This window comes from Mycobacterium sp. SA01 (assembly GCF_041287105.1).
Classification (GTDB): domain Bacteria; phylum Actinomycetota; class Actinomycetes; order Mycobacteriales; family Mycobacteriaceae; genus Mycobacterium.
Window position 1 is genome coordinate 433,422 of the sequence record NZ_JBGGNO010000022.1, and the last position, 16,579, is coordinate 450,000.

Consider the following 16,579-nt stretch of genomic DNA (forward strand, 5'->3'; position numbering starts at 1 on the left):
GCTTCTAGCCCTTCAGCCGGGTCGCCAGGTAGTCGACCACCGAGTCGATGCCGATGCGCTCCTGCGTCATCTGGTCGCGCTCGCGGACGGTCACCGCGTGATCCTCCAGAGAATCGAAATCGACCGTCACGCAGTACGGCGTGCCGATCTCGTCCTGGCGGCGATAGCGGCGGCCGATCGCACCGGCGTCGTCGAACTCGATGTTCCAGTTCTTGCGCAACTCCGCGGCCAGATCCTTGGCCTTCGGGCTGAGGTCGGCGTGCCGCGACAGCGGTAGTACCGCGGCCTTCACCGGCGCCAGCCTTGGGTCCAGCCGCAGCACCGTGCGCTTGTCGACCCCGCCCTTGGCGTTCGGCGCCTCGTCCTCGGCGTACGCGTCGACCAGGAACGCCATGAACGAACGGGTAAGTCCCGCTGCGGGTTCGATGACGTACGGGACGTAGCGAGTGTCGGCGGCCTGGTCGTAGAACGACAGGTCGGTGCCGGAATGCTGCGAGTGCGTCTTGAGGTCGAAGTCGGTGCGGTTGGCGATGCCTTCGAGCTCACCCCACGGGTTGCCCTGGAAGCCGAACTTGTACTCGATGTCGGTGGTGCCCGCCGAGTAGTGCGACAGCTTCTCCTTGGGGTGCTCGAAGAGCCTCAGGTTGTCGCGGTTGATGCCGAGGTCGATGTACCACTGCAGCCGGGTGTCGATCCAGTACTGGTGCCACTCGGGTGCGGTGGCCGGCTCGACGAAGAACTCCATTTCCATCTGCTCGAACTCGCGGGTGCGGAAGATGAAGTTGCCGGGGGTGATCTCGTTGCGGAAGCTCTTGCCGATCTGGCCGATGCCGAACGGCGGCTTCTTACGCGAGGTGGTCACCACGTTGGCGAAGTTCACGAAGATGCCCTGCGCGGTCTCGGGCCGCAGGTAGTGCATGCCCTCCTCGGCTTCGATCGGCCCGAGGTAGGTCTTGAGCATCATGTTGAATTCGCGGGGCTCGGTCCACTGGCCCTTGGTGCCGCAGTCCGGGCAGACGATCTCGGTCATGGCGACCGATTCGGGGTCCGCGATGCCCTTCTTCTCCGCGTACGCCTCCTGCAGGTGATCCTGGCGATGACGCTTGTGGCAGTTGAGGCACTCGATGAGCGGATCGTTGAACACCTCGACGTGACCGGAGGCGACCCACACCTCGCGCGGCAGGATGATCGAGCTGTCCAGACCGACGACGTCGTCGCGGCCGGTCACCACCGACCGCCACCACTGGCGCTTGATGTTCTCCTTGAGCTCCACACCCAGTGGGCCGTAGTCCCAGGCCGATTTGGTCCCGCCGTAGATCTCGCCGGCTGGATAGACCAAGCCACGACGCTTGGCCAGGTTGACGACGGAATCGATGACGGACGCCACGGTGGGTGCCACTCCTGTTCTGTGAACGGACAACAGCTCCATAGCCTAGCGACCTCTCACCGGACCCTTTGACATGCGTGATCGTGCATGGGAAAGTGTGAGCCAACTGGAAATCGTTTCCAATAACGGGGAGGTGCGTAATGACCACCGCCACCGACCATGCCGCGCTGCTGGAACGCGCCGGTGAGCTGCTACGCGCGCTGGCCGCCCCGGTGCGAATCGCGATCGTTCTGCAACTGCGGGAGTCCCGGCGGTGCGTGCACGAGCTCGTCGACGCCCTCGACGTCCCGCAGCCCCTCGTCAGCCAGCACCTGCGAATCCTGAAAGCGGCCGGCGTGGTCGCCGGCGAGCGATCCGGGCGGGAGGTGATGTACCGGCTGGTCGATGAGCACCTGGCCGAGATCATCGTCGCCGCCATCAGCCACGCCGGCGAGGAGCACTCGTGACCGGAGCAGACATCCGTCCGCGCGCCGGCGCGGGCGGGGTGCGCGCCACTCGTCAGCGGGCGTCCATCATCGCGCTGCTCGACACCGTCGACGAGTTCCGCTCGGCGCAGGAGTTGCACGACGAGCTGCGCCGCCGCGGCGAGAACATCGGGCTGACCACGGTGTACCGGACGCTGCAGTCACTCTCGGCGGCCGATCTGGTGGATATGGTGCGCACCGATACCGGGGAGTCGGTCTACCGGCGCTGCGCCGGCGCGGACCATCATCATCACCTGGTGTGCCGCAGCTGCGGTGCGGCGGTGGAGGTCAGTGGTCGCGAAGTCGAAGCCTGGGCCGCGGAAGTAGCTGCCGAGCATGGCTTTTCAGACGTCAGCCACACGATCGAGTTGTTCGGCACCTGCGGGCAGTGCCGCGGCTGAGCTGGTGGACGAGCGCGCGGCGGGCATGCGTGGCGTCCGCCTTTGAGCGACAACCGTTGTCGATTCAGCGCGCTTGATTGATGCGTTCGTGCAATATCGAAGTGTGCCTACCCCGGACGACGTTGCACGCTATCTGGCCGCGAATATCCACAGCCGCGCCGAGGTCTTGGCCAAGCCACCACTCGTCGAGCAGGTCGCTGGGGTATACGGCTGGTGGTTTCGCGAATTGCCAGGTGACATCGACGTCGCGCATTGCGAGGTTCGCGATCAGCGAACCCTTCTGTACGCCGGCATCAGTCCGAAGGCGCCACCAAAAAATGGACAAATTGCTAGTCGTCAATCGCTTCGCAAACGGATTCGAACTCATTACAGCGGCAACGCTGCCCGATCAACGCTTCGCCTCACGCTCGGCTGCCTTTTGGCCGAGCACCTAGGTATCGAATTGCGACGTTACGGGTCGGGCGAACGTCTCCACTTCGGAACCGGCGAGCAGGATCTGTCTCGCTGGATGGCCGCAAACGCTTTCGTATCGTGGTATCCGACTCCACAACCATGGCTGTTGGAGGACCACTTACTGGAGACACAAGATCTTCCGCTCAACTTGGACAAGAACAACAGAAACCCATTCCACTCGCAGCTGTCGGATGCCCGAGCCGCAGCAAAGGCGAGAGCACGGTCACTCCCCGTCCTGCGGAATCCGGGAATTGGCGGAGCACACGTCTGAGCGATAACGGTTGTCGCTCAGAGGCGGACAACAACAGTGTCACCCAGAGCCTGCAGGCCCGTAGATCTGAGCCTTCGCTTCGAGATCGACGTCAGCGTGGGACCTACTCGAACTTTCCCGCGCTGGTGTCGATCTCGGCGGGGCGCCTGACACCTAGTCGACGAGCGCGCGACGGGCATCGGCCCCGCCGGCGAGCACCATCAGCACCAGAGTCTGCAGCGCATGGTCCGCCAGGCCATCGCCGGGAAAGTTGTAGCGCAGCATGATGTCGCCCTTTTTGCCGGACTCGACGAGCGTCACCGTCCCCAGCATCGTCGACTGTGCTTGCGCGGCAACACGTTTGCGAAGGTCGGCACTAGCCGGCAGATCCCACCCGAGCACCTGCGTCACCGACACCATCTCGATGTCCTCGGCAATGGTGACCGTCCGCAGCGAGGCGAAGGTCCCTTCATAGCGCACCGTCAGCGCACCGTCCGGCTCCACCTCGACCGGTACGACCGCGCTCAGTGCATCGGCCAACCGGGTGTCGAGTCCCATCTCAGGCCCGGCCGAAGCGCCGGTTGCGTTCGGCGTACTCCTCGCACGCCGCCCACAGGTCGCGGCGGTCGTAATCGGGCCACAGCTTGTCCTGGAACACGTACTCGGCGTACGCGGCCTGCCACAGCATGAAGTTGCTTGCCCGCTGCTCCCCCGACGTCCTGATGAACAGGTCGACGTCAGGAATGTCGGGCCGGTGTAGGTGCTCGGTGATCGTGGCCTCGTTCACCCGTTCCGGGTCGACCCGGCCGGCGACCGCATCACGGGCGATTTGCTTTGCCGCTTCGGCGATTTCGGCCCGCCCACCGTAGTTCACGCAGTAGTTCACCGTGATGACGTCATTGCCGACCGTCATGTTCTCGGCGATGTCGAATTCCTTGATCACGCTGCGCCACATCCGCGCCCGCGACCCCACCCAGCGCATGTTGACGCCCATGGCATCCAGGTTCTCCCGGCGCCGGCGCACCACCTCGCGATTGAAGCCCATCAGGAACCGCACCTCTTCGGTACTGCGCCGCCAGTTCTCCGTGGAGAACGCGTACACCGACAGGTGCTGGATACCGATCTCGATGGCTCCGCAGGTGATGTCGATCAGCACCGCCTCGCCCATCTTGTGGCCCTCGGTGCGGCTCAACCCGCGCTGCGTGGCCCATCGCCCGTTGCCGTCCATCACGACAGCCACGTGCTTGGGCATCTGGGTGGCCGGGATCGCCGGCGGCACGGCCTTGGAGGTGTGCTGGGGCGGCCGGCGCGGGCCGCCGTCCGGCGCGGGCGGCAGCTCGGGAAACACGACCGGCCACACAGAGGTGTCCGGGAACATCGGGTAGTCGTCGGGCGCCGGGGGCAGCTGCGGAAAGGTCTCTTTCCGCCTGCGCTCAGCCCCCCGCCACGAGCTGGTCACCCGGTTCATCGCCATATGGCTCATCCTGCCTGAACATCTCCATCCCGTGGTCAGCGGCCCGCCGGTAGACACGCTCCACCAGCGGCAAAGTGCGCAGCTGGCGTTCCAGATGCCACTGCAGATGCGCAGCCACCAAGCCGCTGGCGTGGCTGCGATGCGACGGCGTCGAGGCCTCCGCAAGTTCCCAATCGCCGTCGTGCAGCGCCGACATCAGATCCAGCACCGCCTGCGGCGGCGTCGTCGAGCCGGACGGACGGCAATGCATGCAGACGCTGCCACCAGCGGCGATGTGGAACGCTCGATGCGGTCCCGGCGCCGCGCAGCGGGCACATTCGGTCAGTGACGGCGCCCAGCCGGCGATCCCCATGGCCCGCAGCAGGTAGGCGTCCAGGACCAGCTCGCGGCTGCGGGCACCGTCGGCCACCGCCCGCAACGCCCCGACTGTGAGCCGGTGCAGCGCCGGCGCCGGGGCGCGTTCCTCCCCGGCGAGCCGCTCGGCGGTCTCCAGGACCGCGCAGGCGCTGGTGTAGCGGCCGTAGTCGCTGACGATGTCGGTGGCGAAGGCGTCGATCGACACCACCTGGGTGACGATGTCCAGGTTGCGACCGGGGTGCAGCTGCACATCGATGTGGGCGAACGGCTCCAGCCGGGAACCGAATTTGCTGCGGGTACGGCGCACGCCCTTGGCAACCGCGCGGACCAGACCGTGGTCGCGGGTCAGCAAGGTGACGATGCGGTCGGCTTCACCGAGCTTGTGCTGGCGCAGCACGACCGCCCGATCCCGATACAACCGCATCCGACTAGTTTCCCACCGCATTGCGACATAACCGCGGACGCGCGCCGTTAGTCTCGACGTCGCCATGACAGCTCACCGGAGTCTGGGCAGGCCACCGCGGTTTCCGACCATCGGTGAGCAGCTCTATCAGTTGGCCAGCGGCACGGTCACGTCCACCGAACTGGCCCGCCGGTCGCTGCGTGCGATCACCGCCAGCCAATCCACGCTCAACGCCTTCCGGGTGGTGCTGACCGAATCGGCACTCGCCGATGCCGCCAACGCCGATCGACGGCGCGCCGCCGGGGAGCAGGCCCCGCTGCTGGGCATTCCCATCGCGGTCAAGGACGACGTCGACATCGCCGGGGTGCCGACCTCCTTCGGAACCGCCGGACCAGTGCGCCCCGCGACACACGACTCCGAAGTGGTCCGCCGGCTGCGCGAGGCGGGCGCGGTGATCGTCGGCAAGACCAACTGCTGCGAACTGGGCCAATGGCCGTTCACCAGCGGCCCCGCCTTCGGCCATACCCGTAACCCCTGGTCGCGCAAGCACACTCCCGGTGGCTCGTCGGGCGGCAGCGCCGCCGCCGTCGCCGCAGGTCTAGTCGCCGCGGCCATCGGATCCGACGGCGCGGGCAGCGTCCGGGTGCCGGCCGCCTGGACTCACCTGGTGGGCATCAAGCCGCAGCGCGGCCGCATCTCGACCTGGCCGGTCCATGACCCGTTCAACGGGATCACCGTCAACGGGGTTTTGGCCCGGACGGTCGCCGACGCCGCGCTCGTGCTCGACGCCGCCTCCGGGAACCACGACGACGACCCGTTCAAGCCACCGCCGGTACGGATGACCGACTCCGTCGGGGCCGCGCCGGGTCCGTTGAAGATCGCGCTGTCGACCCGCTTTCCGTTCACCTTCTTTCCCGCCAGGCTGCATCCCGAGATCAGGGTCGCGCTCAGCGGGATCGCCGAGCAGCTGGGCCTGCTGGGCCACACCGTGATGGCGGGCAACCCCAACTACGGCTTGCGGCTGCCGCTGACGTTCCTGCCCCGGTCCACCGCCGGACTGCTGGAGTGGGCTGACCGCCTTGGTGACGACGTCGCCTTCGACCCCCGCACCGAGTCCAACATGCGGATGGGCCGGCTGCTGTCTGGCTCGATGCTGCGCCGAGCCCGCGCCAGCGAGCCGAAGCTGCACCGCCGCGTCGGGCAGATCTTCCGCTCCGTCGACGTCGTGCTGGCACCGACGACTGCGCAGCCGCCTCCCCCGGCCCGCACGTTCGACCGCCTCGGACCCATGGGCACCGACCGCGCGATGATCGCGGCGTGCCCGGTGACGTTCCCGTGGAATCTGCTCGGTTGGCCGTCGATCAGTGTTCCGGCCGGCTTCACCTCCGAGGGCCTGCCGATCGGCGTGCAGCTGATGGGCCCGGCCAACAGTGAGCCGCTGCTGATCTCCCTGGCAGCCGAGCTGGAAGCCATCAACGGGTGGGCCAGCAAGCAACCCGAGATCTGGTGGAACACCCCGGTGCCCACCGAGAGCTAAAACCCCAGCCGGCCAAGCTGTTTGGGGTCGCGCTGCCAGTTCTTGGCGATCTTGACCCGCAGATCGAGATAGACCTTGGTGCCGAGCAGCTTCTCGATCTGCGTACGGGCCACCGTCCCAACCTCTTTGAGCCGAGCGCCGCCCTTGCCGATGACGATGCCTTTCTGGCTGTCCCGCTCGACATACAGCACGGCGTGCACGTCGATCAAGGGATCATCCGCCGGGCGGTCGGGCCGCTCTTCGATCTCCTCGATCACCACCGCCAGGGAGTGCGGCAACTCGTCGCGTACCCCTTCCAGTGCGGCCTCGCGAATGAGTTCGGCCATCAACACTTCTTCGGGCTCGTCGGTGAGCTCCCCGTCGGGGTAGAACGCCGGGCCGGGCGGCAACTGGCCGGCCAGCACATCGATGAGGATGTCGACCTGGTCTCCCCTTGTCGCCGACACCGGCACGATCTCGGCCGCGGTGTCGCCGACCAGTTCGTGGACGGCGATCAACTGTTCGGCCACCCGCTCCTTGGACACCTTGTCGATCTTGGTGACGATGACGACAAGCGTTGTGCGGGGTGCGACGTCGCGGATCTGTTCGTAGATCCATCGATCACCCGGCCCGATGTTCTCGTCGGCGGGAATGCACAGCCCGATGACATCCACCTCGGAGTAGGTGTCGCGGACCAGGTCGTTGAGCCGCTTGCCCAGCAGCGTGCGCGGGCGGTGCAGACCCGGTGTGTCGACCAGAACAATCTGGAAGTCCGGGCGGTGCACGATGCCGCGGATGGTGTGCCGGGTGGTCTGCGGCCGGTTGGAGGTGATCGCCACCTTGGTGCCGACGAGCGCATTGGTCAGCGTCGACTTGCCGGTGTTGGGCCTGCCGATGAAGCAGACGAAGCCGGACCGGAATTCACTCTGCGCAGCGTCAGTCATCCTCGTCGCTTCCTTCCGGCTCGATCCGGCTGACCAGCACGGTGCCGATACGAAGCCGCCCTCTGTGGTCGCGGCCACCTTCAGCCTGCAGACGCAGCCCATGCGAGACCACCTCGGCGCCGGGCAATGGCACCCTGCCGAGCTCGAGGGCGAGCAGACCGCCGACCGTGTCGACGTCGAGATCGTCGGCGAACTCGATGTCGTAGAGCTCGCCGACGTCCTCGATCGGCAGGCGGGCCGACACCCGGAACTTGTTGTCGCCCAACTCTTCGACGGGCGCCACTTCGCGGGTGTCGTACTCGTCGGCGATCTCGCCGACGATCTCCTCCAGGACGTCCTCGATGGTGACCAGGCCCGCGATGGCGCCGTACTCGTCGACCAGCAAGGCCATATGGTTGCGGTCGCGCTGCATCTCGCGCAGCAACTCGTCGAGCGGTTTGGAGTCCGGGACGAAGACCGCCGGGCGCATGATGTCGGCCACCTTGGTGCCGCGGCCGCTGTCCGAGGAGTAATAGGTGCGCTGCACAAGGTCTTTGAGATAGACGACGCCGACCACATCGTCGACGTTCTCCCCGATCACCGGGATGCGCGAATAGCCACTGCGCACCGCAAGCGACGTCGCCTGGCTGGCGGACTTGTCGTTCTCGATCCACACCATCTCGGTGCGCGGCACCATCACCTCACGTGCGGCGGTATCGCCGAGTTCGAACACCGACTGGATCATTCGGCGTTCGTCGTCGGCCACCACGCCGCGCTGCTGAGCCAGGTCGACAACCTCACGCAGCTCGATCTCGGAGGCGAACGGTCCGTTGCGGAAGCCGCGGCCCGGGGTCAGCGCATTGCCGAGCACGATCAGCAGCCTGCTGATCGGAGTGAGCAGAACCGAGATCGCCTGCAGCGGAACGGCCGACGTCAACGCAATGGTGTAGGCGTTCTGCCTGCCGATGGTGCGCGGGCCCACCCCCATCGCGACGAAGCTGGCCACCGTCATGATGCCTGCCGCCGCCACCAGGCCCCAGGTCAGCCCGAGGTCATCCCACAGGAAAGCGACCAGCAAGACCGTCGCGGCGGCCTCGCAGGCAATGCGCAGCAGCACAACGAGATTGATGTACCGCGGCCGCTCGGCCATGATTCTGGCCAGCCGCAGGGCGCCGGGTCGCTCGTCGCGCACCAGCTCCTCGACCCGAGCAATCGACACGGTGCTGATGGCGGCATCGATCGCGGCGAACAAACCGCCCAGCGCTATCAGGGCGATCGCACCGAGCAGCGCACTCCAGCCCGTCACGGTTCGTCGAAGAACTGTGACTTGTCGAGCAGTCGACGGTCCTTCTCGATCTGCCGATCCTGGTGGTATGCCTCGACCTGCTCGGCCACCCACTCTTCGAGCAGGGTGCGTTGCAGGTCGAACATCTCCTTTTCCTCGTCCGGCTCGGCATGGTCGTAGCCCAACAGATGCAGCACGCCGTGCACGGTCAACAGCGCCAGTTCCTGACCGAGGCTGTGACCGGCGGCGGTGGCCTGATCGGCGGCGAACTGCGGGCACAACACGATGTCACCGAGCATTGACGGCCCGGGCTCGGGCGCATCCGGGCGCCCGCCGGGCTCGAGCTCGTCCATCGGGAAGCTCATCACGTCGGTGGGGCCGGGCAGATCCATCCAGCGCATGTGCAGGTCGGCCATCGCGTTGGTGTCCAGCAACACCATCGACAGCTCAGCGGCCGGATTGACGTCCATACGACGAATCACGAAGCGCGCGACGCTGATCAGTTCCTCTTCGGAAACGTCGAGGCCGGATTCATTGGATACCTCGATGGTCATCTGAGATGCTCCTAGCGCCGCGTCGAGCGGCGTTGGGAGCGGTTCATCAGCGCAGGCTGCTCGGCCTTGGCGTAGGCGTCGACGATCTCCGACACCAGGCGGTGGCGCACCACGTCGGCGCTGGTGAGTTCGGCGAAATGGATGTCGTCGATGCCGTCGAGGACATCCATCGCCGCCCGCAGACCGGACTTGGCGCCGCCGGGCAGGTCGACCTGGGTGATGTCACCGGTGACCACGATCTTGGAGCCGAACCCCAGCCGGGTGAGGAACATCTTCATCTGCTCGGCGGTGGTGTTCTGCGCCTCATCGAGAATGATGAACGCGTCGTTGAGTGAGCGGCCACGCATGAATGCCAGCGGCGCGACCTCGATCACCCCGGTGCTCAGCAGGTTCGGGATGGCGGCGGGGTCCATCATGTCGTGCAGCGCGTCATAGAGCGGACGCAGGTACGGGTCGATCTTCTCGGTCAGCGTGCCGGGCAGAAACCCAAGGCGCTCACCGGCTTCCACCGCGGGCCGGGTCAGGATGATCCGCGTGACCTGCTTGGTCTGCAGCGCGTTGACCGCCTTGGCCATCGCCAGGTAGGTCTTGCCGGTGCCCGCCGGACCGATGCCGAACACGATCGTGTGGGCGTCGATGGCGTCGACGTAGCGCTTCTGGTTGAGCGTCTTGGGCCGAATCGTCTTACCGCGGCGGGACAGGATGTCCAGCGTCAGCACCTCGGCCGGTGACTCGTTGTCCGCCGCGGCGAGCATCCCGACGCTGCGACGGACCGCGTCCGGGGACAGCGACTGACCACCGGCCACAACAGCGATGAGTTCGGAGATCACCCGTTCGGCCATCGCGACGTCGGCCGCCTCACCGGACAGGGAGATGGTGTTGCCTCGGACATGAACATCGGCCGACAGGCTGCGTTCGAGTGCGCGCAGATTTTCGTCAGCGGAACCCAGCAGGCCCACGACGAGGTCGGGCGGAACAGTCATGCTGCTGCGCACTTGCGAGGCAGCGGTCGTCTCGCGGGGCGTCACGTGGTCTTCGAAGCCTGCTTCCTGGGTTCCGGTTAGGTCGAAAACACCAGTTTACCGTCCGAGCGCCGCACCTCCCACTGGTTAACCCACAGTCTGGGTGAACGCCTGATGGGTCAGTGCCGAGTTCATGAAGTCGCGGAAGTGCAGCCATTTGCCGTCGCGCAGCGTGATGATGTGGGCGAACTCCGACTCCCAGGTGTGCCCGGTGGCCGTGCGCAGGAACTTCTGGTGACCCCAGACCGCCAGGTTGTCGCCGTCGCCGATGAACAGCCACGGCTCCATTGCCACGATCTCGATGTGGGCGCCGACGGTGCTGAAGAATTCTCCCGCAGCCTCGATGCCGTGATAGTCCCCGGCGTACGGGATGGCGGCACTGCCGTAGTAGGTGATCCGGACGTCCGGATCCATATGGCTCAGCGCCGTCGCCAGGTCACCGGCCGGAACCGCGGCGTAGATGGCCCGGGTGGTGGCGATGTTGAGGGTCTCGCTCATCGGCTCAGCTGCATCGGCAGACGGACGAAGCCGTGGGTGAGCAGGCTGGCGGTCTGCCGCTCGGCGGGCTCCTCGGACAGGCCGATCACCGAGTAGCGGTCCAGCACCGCGTTGACGATCGACAGCACCTCCAGCCGGGCCAGCGGCGCACCGAGGCAGAAGTGCAGACCGTGGCCGAACGCCAGATGCTGACGGATGTTGGGCCGGTCCAGATCCAGGCGTGCCGGATCTTCGAACACGGCCGGGTCGTGGTTGGCCGAGCCGAAGAACAATGCCACCCACTCCCCTTTGCGGATCGTGGCGCCGTCGATCTCGACGTCGCGGGTCGCGATCCGGAACAGCCGGTTCGGCCCGGTGAGCCGCGCGACCTCCTCGATGAACGTGCTCAGCAACGAACGGTCGGCCCGCAGCCGGGCGGTGACCGCGGGTTCCCGCGCCATCGCGTCGAGAACGCTGCCGATGAGATAGGTCGTCGTCTCGCTGCCTGCGACCACGAGGGTGACGCAGAACCGCACCACCTGCTCCGGGGTGAGCCGCTGACCGTCGAGCTCGGCCCGCAGCAGCGCCGAGATCAGGTCCTCGGCATCCTCGATGTCCTGCGAATCATCAACGTGCGCAAGCTTTTCAGTGACGCGCTCAGTGAACGCCGTGACCATCTCGAAGTTGCTGGCCATCCGCTCCTCGGGAGTCATCGTCGACGACAGCATGAACGCGTTGGCCCAGTTCTTGAATCGGACGTGGTCGCCTTCGGGAAGACCCAGCAGCCGAACCATCGCCCGGGTGGGCACCTCGTCGGCGAACTCCATCACGTCGCGATCCCCGTCGCCGGTGCGGTCGTCGAACTCGGCGAGCAGAAGCGGCACCAGTTGGTCCAGCCAGTTCTCGAGCCGCCGGATGCGCCGCGGCGAGAACGCCTGGCTGACCAGTTTGCGTTCGGCGGTGTGCGCGGGCGCGTCGGTGTTGACCAGCATCAGGCTCGGAGCCGACGACGCCTCCTGGATGGGATCACGCGACGAGAACGTCTCGCTGTCCCGCGCCGCCGCGAGCACCTGGTCGTAGCGGAACAGCGCCCACGCGGTGACCGGTTCGTCGGCGCCGGGCACCGTGCCCGGCGGCCAGTCCCGATAGCCCGCCACCGGCGAGGAATCGCGCAGTTGCTCGTAGAGCGGGTAGGGGTTCGCGATCCCCTCCGGGGTGGTGAGCAGATGCAGGGCAGAGGCGGTCGTCGAGGTCATGCGAACAGCCTCATTGCTCGTATGAGCCTGGTCGATCTCCCGATGGAGGTCAGTTGCGCTCCCGACCGAGCGGTTTTGCCACCACGGCCTCGATCGCGGTGAGAGCATCGCCTCACTGTGACCACTCCCACCGACTGTCTGCCTGTGACCGCGCTGATCGACGGCAACCACCCCGGCTGGGCATCCAAAGCCCCGCCGGTCAGTGCGGTCTCCCGCCGCTACGACGAGGCGTGCCGGCTCGGGATCGTCGAACCTGCCGACGACCCGGTCCGAGCCGTCGCCGACACCGTCGACGCGCAGGCCACCCTGGTCCGCGAAGCGCTCGAAGCGCTCGGCGACGAACAAGCGCTCGCCGCGCTCGAAGCCGTGCTGGACCTGTCCCTGCTGGAGCGCCAGCTGATCGAGGACAGCGCCCGGCGCCGGACGCTGGCGTTGCTGCGCGTGCAGGAAGGCTTGTCAAAACTGCGCGGCATCGACGAGGTCGCCAAGATCGTCGACCGCGCGCCGCGCGAACTGGTCGAGTCGTGCGGCTTCGACCGCGCGGTCCTGTTCCGGGTGCACGAGGGCAAGATGGTGATGGAGTCGGCCTACTTCGGTGACGACGCCGAGGGCGCCGAGAAGATGGTCGCGTTCGCCCAGTCGGTCGCCCCGCCGCTGGACCACATGCTCCTCGAGACGCAGATGATCCGCAGGCACGCACCGGAAATCGTGCGCGACGCCCGCAACGATCCGCGGGTCAACCGGCCGATCATCGACTTCTCGCTGACCCACTCCTACGTCGCGGCACCCGTGATGCCGACCGGACGGGTGATCGGCTTCCTGCACGCCGACCGGTTGTACTCCGGGCGCACCGTCGACGAGATCGACCGCGACACCGTGTGGGCGTTCGCCGAGGGATTCGGCTACGCCTTCGAACGAACCGTGCTGATGGAGCGGATGCGCCGCCAGCACGCCGACGTGCGTAACGCGCTGGCCACCGCCGAGCAGGCCGCCCAAGCCCTCCAGGACGCCGACCTGGAACTGCGCAAAGTCGAGCCCGCCGAGCGCAGCACGGCCAGCCGCCGGCTGGCGGAAGTGGAATCGCGGGTGCACGAGATGCTGACCCGCCGCGAAGCCGAGGTGCTGCGACTGATGGCCGACGGGCGCACCAACCAGCAGATCGCCGACGAACTGGTGATCACCCCCGGCACGGTGAAATCCCATGTGAAGCGGGTACTTCGGAAGCTGCACGCCAGTAACCGCGCCGAGGCGGCGTCGATCTACGCGCGCTTGGCAGCCCGGCCCGAGCCGGCCTGACCGCTACTGACGCTGATCGGACCAACGCCCGGTCAGCACACCCAACGCGCCGAGGGCCACCGCCGCGGCTGTCGTTGTGCGCAGCACCGTCGGACCCAACCGGACCGCGGTTGCCCCCGCGTCGGCCAGCCTGTGGAGTTCGGCGTCGCTGATCCCACCTTCGGGACCCACGATCAACATGATCGAATCCGCTTGGGCCACCGGCAGTTCCGCCAGGGGACGGTTGGCCGATTCGTGCAGCGCCAGAACCAGTCCGCCGGCCCCGACCCGCTCGGCGACCAGGTCGGCCAGCGCGGCCGTCGCGACCGGGCCGTCGATAGGTGGGATGTAGCCTCGCCGCGATTGCCGCGCCGCCGACCGCGCCACCGCCCGCCACCGGCGTAGGCCCTTCTCGGCCCGTTCGCCGTCCCAGCGCGCCACACACCGGTCGGCCTGCCAGGCGACGAAGTCATCGGCGCCGGCCTCGGTGGCCAACTCGATCGCCAGTTCCGAACGCTCCGATTTCGGAATCCCCTGCGCGACGGTCACCGGCGGATGTGGACGCGGGAGCGTCCAGCGCTCCAGCACCTGGGCCGAGAACCCGCGCTTGCTGGTCTGGTCCACTTCGCAGCGAGCCATCGTCCCGTCACCGTCGGACAGGACGAGCTTTTCGCCGGGCCGGATGCGCCGGACCGTCGCGGCGTGGAAACCCTCGTCACCGTCGACGACAGCACGCTGCCCCACCACCGGAATGGCGTCGGCGAAAAACAGTGTGTCGGCCAACGCCTAACGGCCGCTGAATGTTTCGCGGAGCCGGCTGAACAGTCCGCCGGTGTTGCCGGCCACCGCGTGCGTGGACTTGACCTCGGGTTCGGCATGGCTGCGGGTCTTGAACTCGGTGAGTAGTTCCTTGGCCCGGGCGTCGAGCTTGCCGGGCACCGTCACCTCGATATGCGCGTGCAGGTCACCCCGGACCCCGGACCGCAGATGCGGCATACCGTGCCCGCGCAGGGTGGTCACCGAACCGGGTTGGGTGCCCGGCGCGATGGCGATCTCGGTCAGCCCGTCGAGGATGCCGTCGACGGTGACGGAGGTGCCGAGCGCGGCGTCGACCATCGGCACCGACACGGTGCAATGCAGGTCGTCGCCGTCGCGGACGAAGATGTCGTGCTGCTGCTCGTGGACCTCGACGTACAGATCGCCCGCCGGGCCGCCACCCGGGCCGACCTCACCTTGTGCGGCCAACCGAACCCGCATGCCGTCACCGACACCGGCCGGAATCTTCACGCTGATGTCGCGGCGGGCGCGCACTCGTCCGTCGCCGGCGCACCGATGGCAGGGATCGGGAATGACCTCGCCGACGCCGCGGCAGGTCGGGCAGGGCCGGGAGGTCATGACCTGACCCAGCAGCGAACGCTGCACCGTCTGCACCTCGCCGCGTCCGCCGCAGGTGTCACAGGCGACGGGCGTGGAGTCGCCGTGAGTTCCCTTGCCCTGGCACACATCACAGAGCACCGCGGTGTCAACGGTCACCTGCTTGGTGACCCCGGTCGCGCACTCCGACAGATCCAGGCGCATTCGCAGCAGCGAGTCCGAACCGGGCCGCACCCGGCCGATCGGGCCGCGCGACGCACCGCCGCCGCCGAAGAACGCCTCGAACACATCACCCAGACCGCCGAAGCCGCTGAACCCGTTGGCTCCCGCAGCGGCGCCCTCCAGCGGGTCGCCGCCCAGGTCGACGATGCGCCGCTTCTCCGGATCGGAGAGCACCTCGTAGGCGGCGCTGATCTCCTTGAATTTGTGCTGGGCCTCTTCGTCAGGGTTGACGTCGGGATGGTATTCGCGGGCCAGCTTTCGATAGGCGCGCTTGAGCTCCTGATCGCTGGCGCCCTTGCTCACCCCGAGCAAGCCGTAGTAATCCCGTGCCACTGTTGACCTTTCGAATTCCCCGCCGGCTAGCCGGCTCGCATGTCTAATGTCGCCGGCTACCCGGCTCGGTGTCCTAGGACATCGCCGATGTACATCGCAACAGCTGCGACGTTGGCGATAGTTCCCGGATAGTCCATTCTGGTGGGTCCCAAAACACCCATGCCGCCGTACACGGTGCCCGAGCTGCCGTAGGTCGTGCTGATGACCGACGTTCCGGCCATCTGCTCGGCCTCGGTTTCCTGGCCGATGCGCACCGTGACCTTACCCGCTTCCTGTGACGCGGCCAGCAGGCGAAGCACCACGACCTGTTCCTCGAGGGCTTCGAGGATGGAGCGCAGCGATCCCCCGAAGTCGGCGGTGTTGCGGGTCAGGTTGGCGGTGCCGCCCATCAGCAGACGTTCCTCATTGTGCTCCACCAACGACTCGAGGAGCACCGTGGCCGACCGGCCGACGGCATCGCCGAGGCCGCCCGACCCATCCAGCCGCGCAGCCAGGTCGGCGACCGCAACCGACGCCGCCGCCAGCCGCTTGCCCTCCAACGCCTGCCCGAGCAATTCGCGCAACTGGGACAGCTGGTGGTCGTCGATGGTGTCGCCCAACTCGACGATGCGCTGGTCGACCCGGCCCGAGTCGGTGATCACCACCATCAGCAGCCGGGCCGGCGTCAACGCCACGATTTCCAGGTGCCGCACCGTCGAGGTTGACAGCGTCGGGTACTGGACGATCGCGACCTGCCGAGTCAGCTGGGCCAACAGCTTCACCGCACGCCGCAGCACGTCATCGAGGTCGACGCCGGATTCCAGGAACTGGAGGATCGCTCGGCGCTCGGAGCCCGACAGCGGTTTGACGTCGTCGATGCGGTCGACGAACTCGCGGTAGCCCTTCTCGGTGGGCACTCGCCCGGAGCTCGTGTGGGGCTGGGTGATGTAGCCCTCGGCTTCCAGTACCGCCATGTCATTGCGCACCGTTGCGCTGGATACCCCCAGGTTGTGGCGGTCGACGAGGGCTTTGGAACCGATCGGTTCCTTGGTCGCCACGAAGTCGGCGACGATCGCACGGAGCACCTCGAAGCGACGGTCGTCAGCACTTCCCATCTGGTACACCTCCAAGTCGTCTCCATTTTACGGACACCAACAGCACAATTAGCACCCAC

18 protein-coding genes are annotated in these 16,579 nt (G+C 67.0%); 5 read left to right on the top strand and 13 right to left on the bottom strand.

Going from position 1 to position 16,579, the window contains the following annotated elements; translation table 11 throughout:
- Positions 1-4: 4 nt before the first annotated feature.
- Positions 5-1,429 (bottom strand): glycine--tRNA ligase, encoded by a 1,425-nt coding sequence (locus AB4879_RS28140; RefSeq protein WP_370510184.1) that lies wholly within the window; start codon positions 1,427-1,429, stop codon positions 5-7.
- Between the two features lie 98 nt (positions 1,430-1,527).
- Between AB4879_RS28140 and AB4879_RS28145 the strand changes: the two genes are divergently transcribed.
- The 3 genes from AB4879_RS28145 (at position 1,528) to AB4879_RS28155 (ending at position 2,976) form a co-directional block, all read left to right on the top strand.
- Positions 1,528-1,833: a helix-turn-helix transcriptional regulator gene (locus AB4879_RS28145; RefSeq protein WP_102805607.1), complete on the top strand. Its 306-nt coding sequence runs from the start codon at positions 1,528-1,530 to the stop codon at positions 1,831-1,833.
- An 11-nt stretch (positions 1,834-1,844) separates the two neighbouring features.
- Positions 1,845-2,252 carry a Fur family transcriptional regulator gene (locus AB4879_RS28150; protein ID WP_370510260.1) on the top strand — a complete coding sequence of 136 codons (408 nt, stop codon included), beginning with the start codon at positions 1,845-1,847 and terminating at the stop codon, positions 2,250-2,252.
- Between the two features lie 103 nt (positions 2,253-2,355).
- Positions 2,356-2,976 (top strand): GIY-YIG nuclease family protein, encoded by a 621-nt coding sequence (locus AB4879_RS28155; protein ID WP_370510185.1) that lies wholly within the window; start codon positions 2,356-2,358, stop codon positions 2,974-2,976.
- 153 nt (positions 2,977-3,129) lie between these two features.
- Here AB4879_RS28155 and AB4879_RS28160 read toward each other — a convergent pair whose 3' ends face one another.
- From AB4879_RS28160 to recO, 3 genes are read right to left on the bottom strand one after another with little or no spacing between them, the layout of a single operon-like run.
- Complete coding sequence (locus AB4879_RS28160; RefSeq protein ID WP_370510186.1) at positions 3,130-3,513, bottom strand: hypothetical protein; 384 nt, start codon at positions 3,511-3,513, stop codon at positions 3,130-3,132.
- A 1-nt stretch (position 3,514) separates the two neighbouring features.
- A complete protein-coding gene (locus AB4879_RS28165; protein ID WP_051660448.1) occupies positions 3,515-4,423 on the bottom strand; it encodes a decaprenyl diphosphate synthase in 909 nt (302 codons plus the stop codon).
- Positions 4,389-5,210 carry a DNA repair protein RecO gene (gene recO / locus AB4879_RS28170; protein ID WP_036344473.1) on the bottom strand — a complete coding sequence of 274 codons (822 nt, stop codon included), beginning with the start codon at positions 5,208-5,210 and terminating at the stop codon, positions 4,389-4,391. Before recO ends, AB4879_RS28165 begins: the two co-directional genes overlap by 35 nt.
- A gap of 64 nt (positions 5,211-5,274) precedes the next feature.
- Here recO and AB4879_RS28175 point away from each other — a divergent pair, with 64 nt between their 5' ends.
- Positions 5,275-6,726, top strand: a complete 1,452-nt coding sequence (locus tag AB4879_RS28175; protein ID WP_370510187.1) for an amidase — start codon at positions 5,275-5,277, stop codon at positions 6,724-6,726.
- Here the strand turns inward: AB4879_RS28175 and era are convergent.
- The 6 genes from era to AB4879_RS28205 form a co-directional block, all read right to left on the bottom strand.
- Complete coding sequence (era, locus tag AB4879_RS28180; RefSeq protein WP_370510188.1) at positions 6,723-7,649, bottom strand: GTPase Era; 927 nt, start codon at positions 7,647-7,649, stop codon at positions 6,723-6,725. The genes AB4879_RS28175 and era overlap by 4 nt on opposite strands.
- On the bottom strand, positions 7,642-8,934 hold the full coding sequence (locus tag AB4879_RS28185) for a hemolysin family protein (RefSeq protein WP_102805611.1): 1,293 nt from the start codon (positions 8,932-8,934) through the stop codon (positions 7,642-7,644). Before AB4879_RS28185 ends, era begins: the two co-directional genes overlap by 8 nt.
- Positions 8,931-9,467, bottom strand: coding sequence for an rRNA maturation RNase YbeY (gene ybeY / locus AB4879_RS28190; protein WP_036344468.1), 537 nt, complete (start codon positions 9,465-9,467; stop codon positions 8,931-8,933). The genes AB4879_RS28185 and ybeY overlap by 4 nt, the downstream gene beginning before the upstream one ends.
- An 11-nt stretch (positions 9,468-9,478) precedes the next feature.
- Positions 9,479-10,495 (bottom strand): PhoH family protein, encoded by a 1,017-nt coding sequence (locus AB4879_RS28195; RefSeq protein ID WP_370510189.1) that lies wholly within the window; start codon positions 10,493-10,495, stop codon positions 9,479-9,481.
- 81 nt (positions 10,496-10,576) lie between these two features.
- Positions 10,577-10,987 (bottom strand): nuclear transport factor 2 family protein, encoded by a 411-nt coding sequence (locus AB4879_RS28200; protein WP_102805612.1) that lies wholly within the window; start codon positions 10,985-10,987, stop codon positions 10,577-10,579.
- Positions 10,984-12,222: a cytochrome P450 gene (locus AB4879_RS28205; RefSeq protein ID WP_370510190.1), complete on the bottom strand. Its 1,239-nt coding sequence runs from the start codon at positions 12,220-12,222 to the stop codon at positions 10,984-10,986. Before AB4879_RS28205 ends, AB4879_RS28200 begins: the two co-directional genes overlap by 4 nt.
- A gap of 144 nt (positions 12,223-12,366) precedes the next feature.
- On the opposite strand from AB4879_RS28205, the gene AB4879_RS28210 reads away from it, so the two are divergent.
- Positions 12,367-13,518, top strand: coding sequence for a LuxR C-terminal-related transcriptional regulator (locus AB4879_RS28210; protein ID WP_370510191.1), 1,152 nt, complete (start codon positions 12,367-12,369; stop codon positions 13,516-13,518).
- A 3-nt stretch (positions 13,519-13,521) separates the two neighbouring features.
- Here the strand turns inward: AB4879_RS28210 and AB4879_RS28215 are convergent, their stop codons facing one another.
- Genes AB4879_RS28215 through hrcA form a run of 3 tightly spaced genes read right to left on the bottom strand, consistent with a single transcriptional unit; the run spans position 13,522 to position 16,520 of the window.
- Positions 13,522-14,280 carry a 16S rRNA (uracil(1498)-N(3))-methyltransferase gene (locus AB4879_RS28215; protein ID WP_370510192.1) on the bottom strand — a complete coding sequence of 253 codons (759 nt, stop codon included), beginning with the start codon at positions 14,278-14,280 and terminating at the stop codon, positions 13,522-13,524.
- Between the two features lie 3 nt (positions 14,281-14,283).
- On the bottom strand, positions 14,284-15,426 hold the full coding sequence (gene dnaJ, locus AB4879_RS28220; protein WP_370510193.1) for a molecular chaperone DnaJ: 1,143 nt from the start codon (positions 15,424-15,426) through the stop codon (positions 14,284-14,286).
- Positions 15,427-15,482: 56 nt separating this feature from the next.
- Positions 15,483-16,520, bottom strand: a complete 1,038-nt coding sequence (gene hrcA, locus AB4879_RS28225; RefSeq protein ID WP_036344462.1) for a heat-inducible transcriptional repressor HrcA — start codon at positions 16,518-16,520, stop codon at positions 15,483-15,485.
- Positions 16,521-16,579 lie beyond the last annotated feature (59 nt).

What these genes read in the sequence shown, in the direction of transcription:
- AB4879_RS28145 (WP_102805607.1), top strand. Translation starts at nt 1,528, where the DNA reads ATGACCACCGCCACCGACCATGCCGCGCTGCTGGAACGCGCCGGTGAG.
- recO (WP_036344473.1), bottom strand. Translation starts at nt 5,210, where the DNA reads ATGCGGTTGTATCGGGATCGGGCGGTCGTGCTGCGCCAGCACAAGCTC.
- era (WP_370510188.1), bottom strand. Translation starts at nt 7,649, where the DNA reads ATGACTGACGCTGCGCAGAGTGAATTCCGGTCCGGCTTCGTCTGCTTC.
- AB4879_RS28160 (WP_370510186.1), bottom strand. Translation starts at nt 3,513, where the DNA reads ATGGGACTCGACACCCGGTTGGCCGATGCACTGAGCGCGGTCGTACCG.
- AB4879_RS28175 (WP_370510187.1), top strand. Translation starts at nt 5,275, where the DNA reads ATGACAGCTCACCGGAGTCTGGGCAGGCCACCGCGGTTTCCGACCATC.
- AB4879_RS28200 (WP_102805612.1), bottom strand. Translation starts at nt 10,987, where the DNA reads ATGAGCGAGACCCTCAACATCGCCACCACCCGGGCCATCTACGCCGCG.
- hrcA (WP_036344462.1), bottom strand. Translation starts at nt 16,520, where the DNA reads ATGGGAAGTGCTGACGACCGTCGCTTCGAGGTGCTCCGTGCGATCGTC.
- ybeY (WP_036344468.1), bottom strand. Translation starts at nt 9,467, where the DNA reads ATGACCATCGAGGTATCCAATGAATCCGGCCTCGACGTTTCCGAAGAG.
- AB4879_RS28205 (WP_370510190.1), bottom strand. Translation starts at nt 12,222, where the DNA reads ATGACCTCGACGACCGCCTCTGCCCTGCATCTGCTCACCACCCCGGAG.
- AB4879_RS28165 (WP_051660448.1), bottom strand. Translation starts at nt 4,423, where the DNA reads ATGAACCGGGTGACCAGCTCGTGGCGGGGGGCTGAGCGCAGGCGGAAA.
- AB4879_RS28140 (WP_370510184.1), bottom strand. Translation starts at nt 1,429, where the DNA reads ATGGAGCTGTTGTCCGTTCACAGAACAGGAGTGGCACCCACCGTGGCG.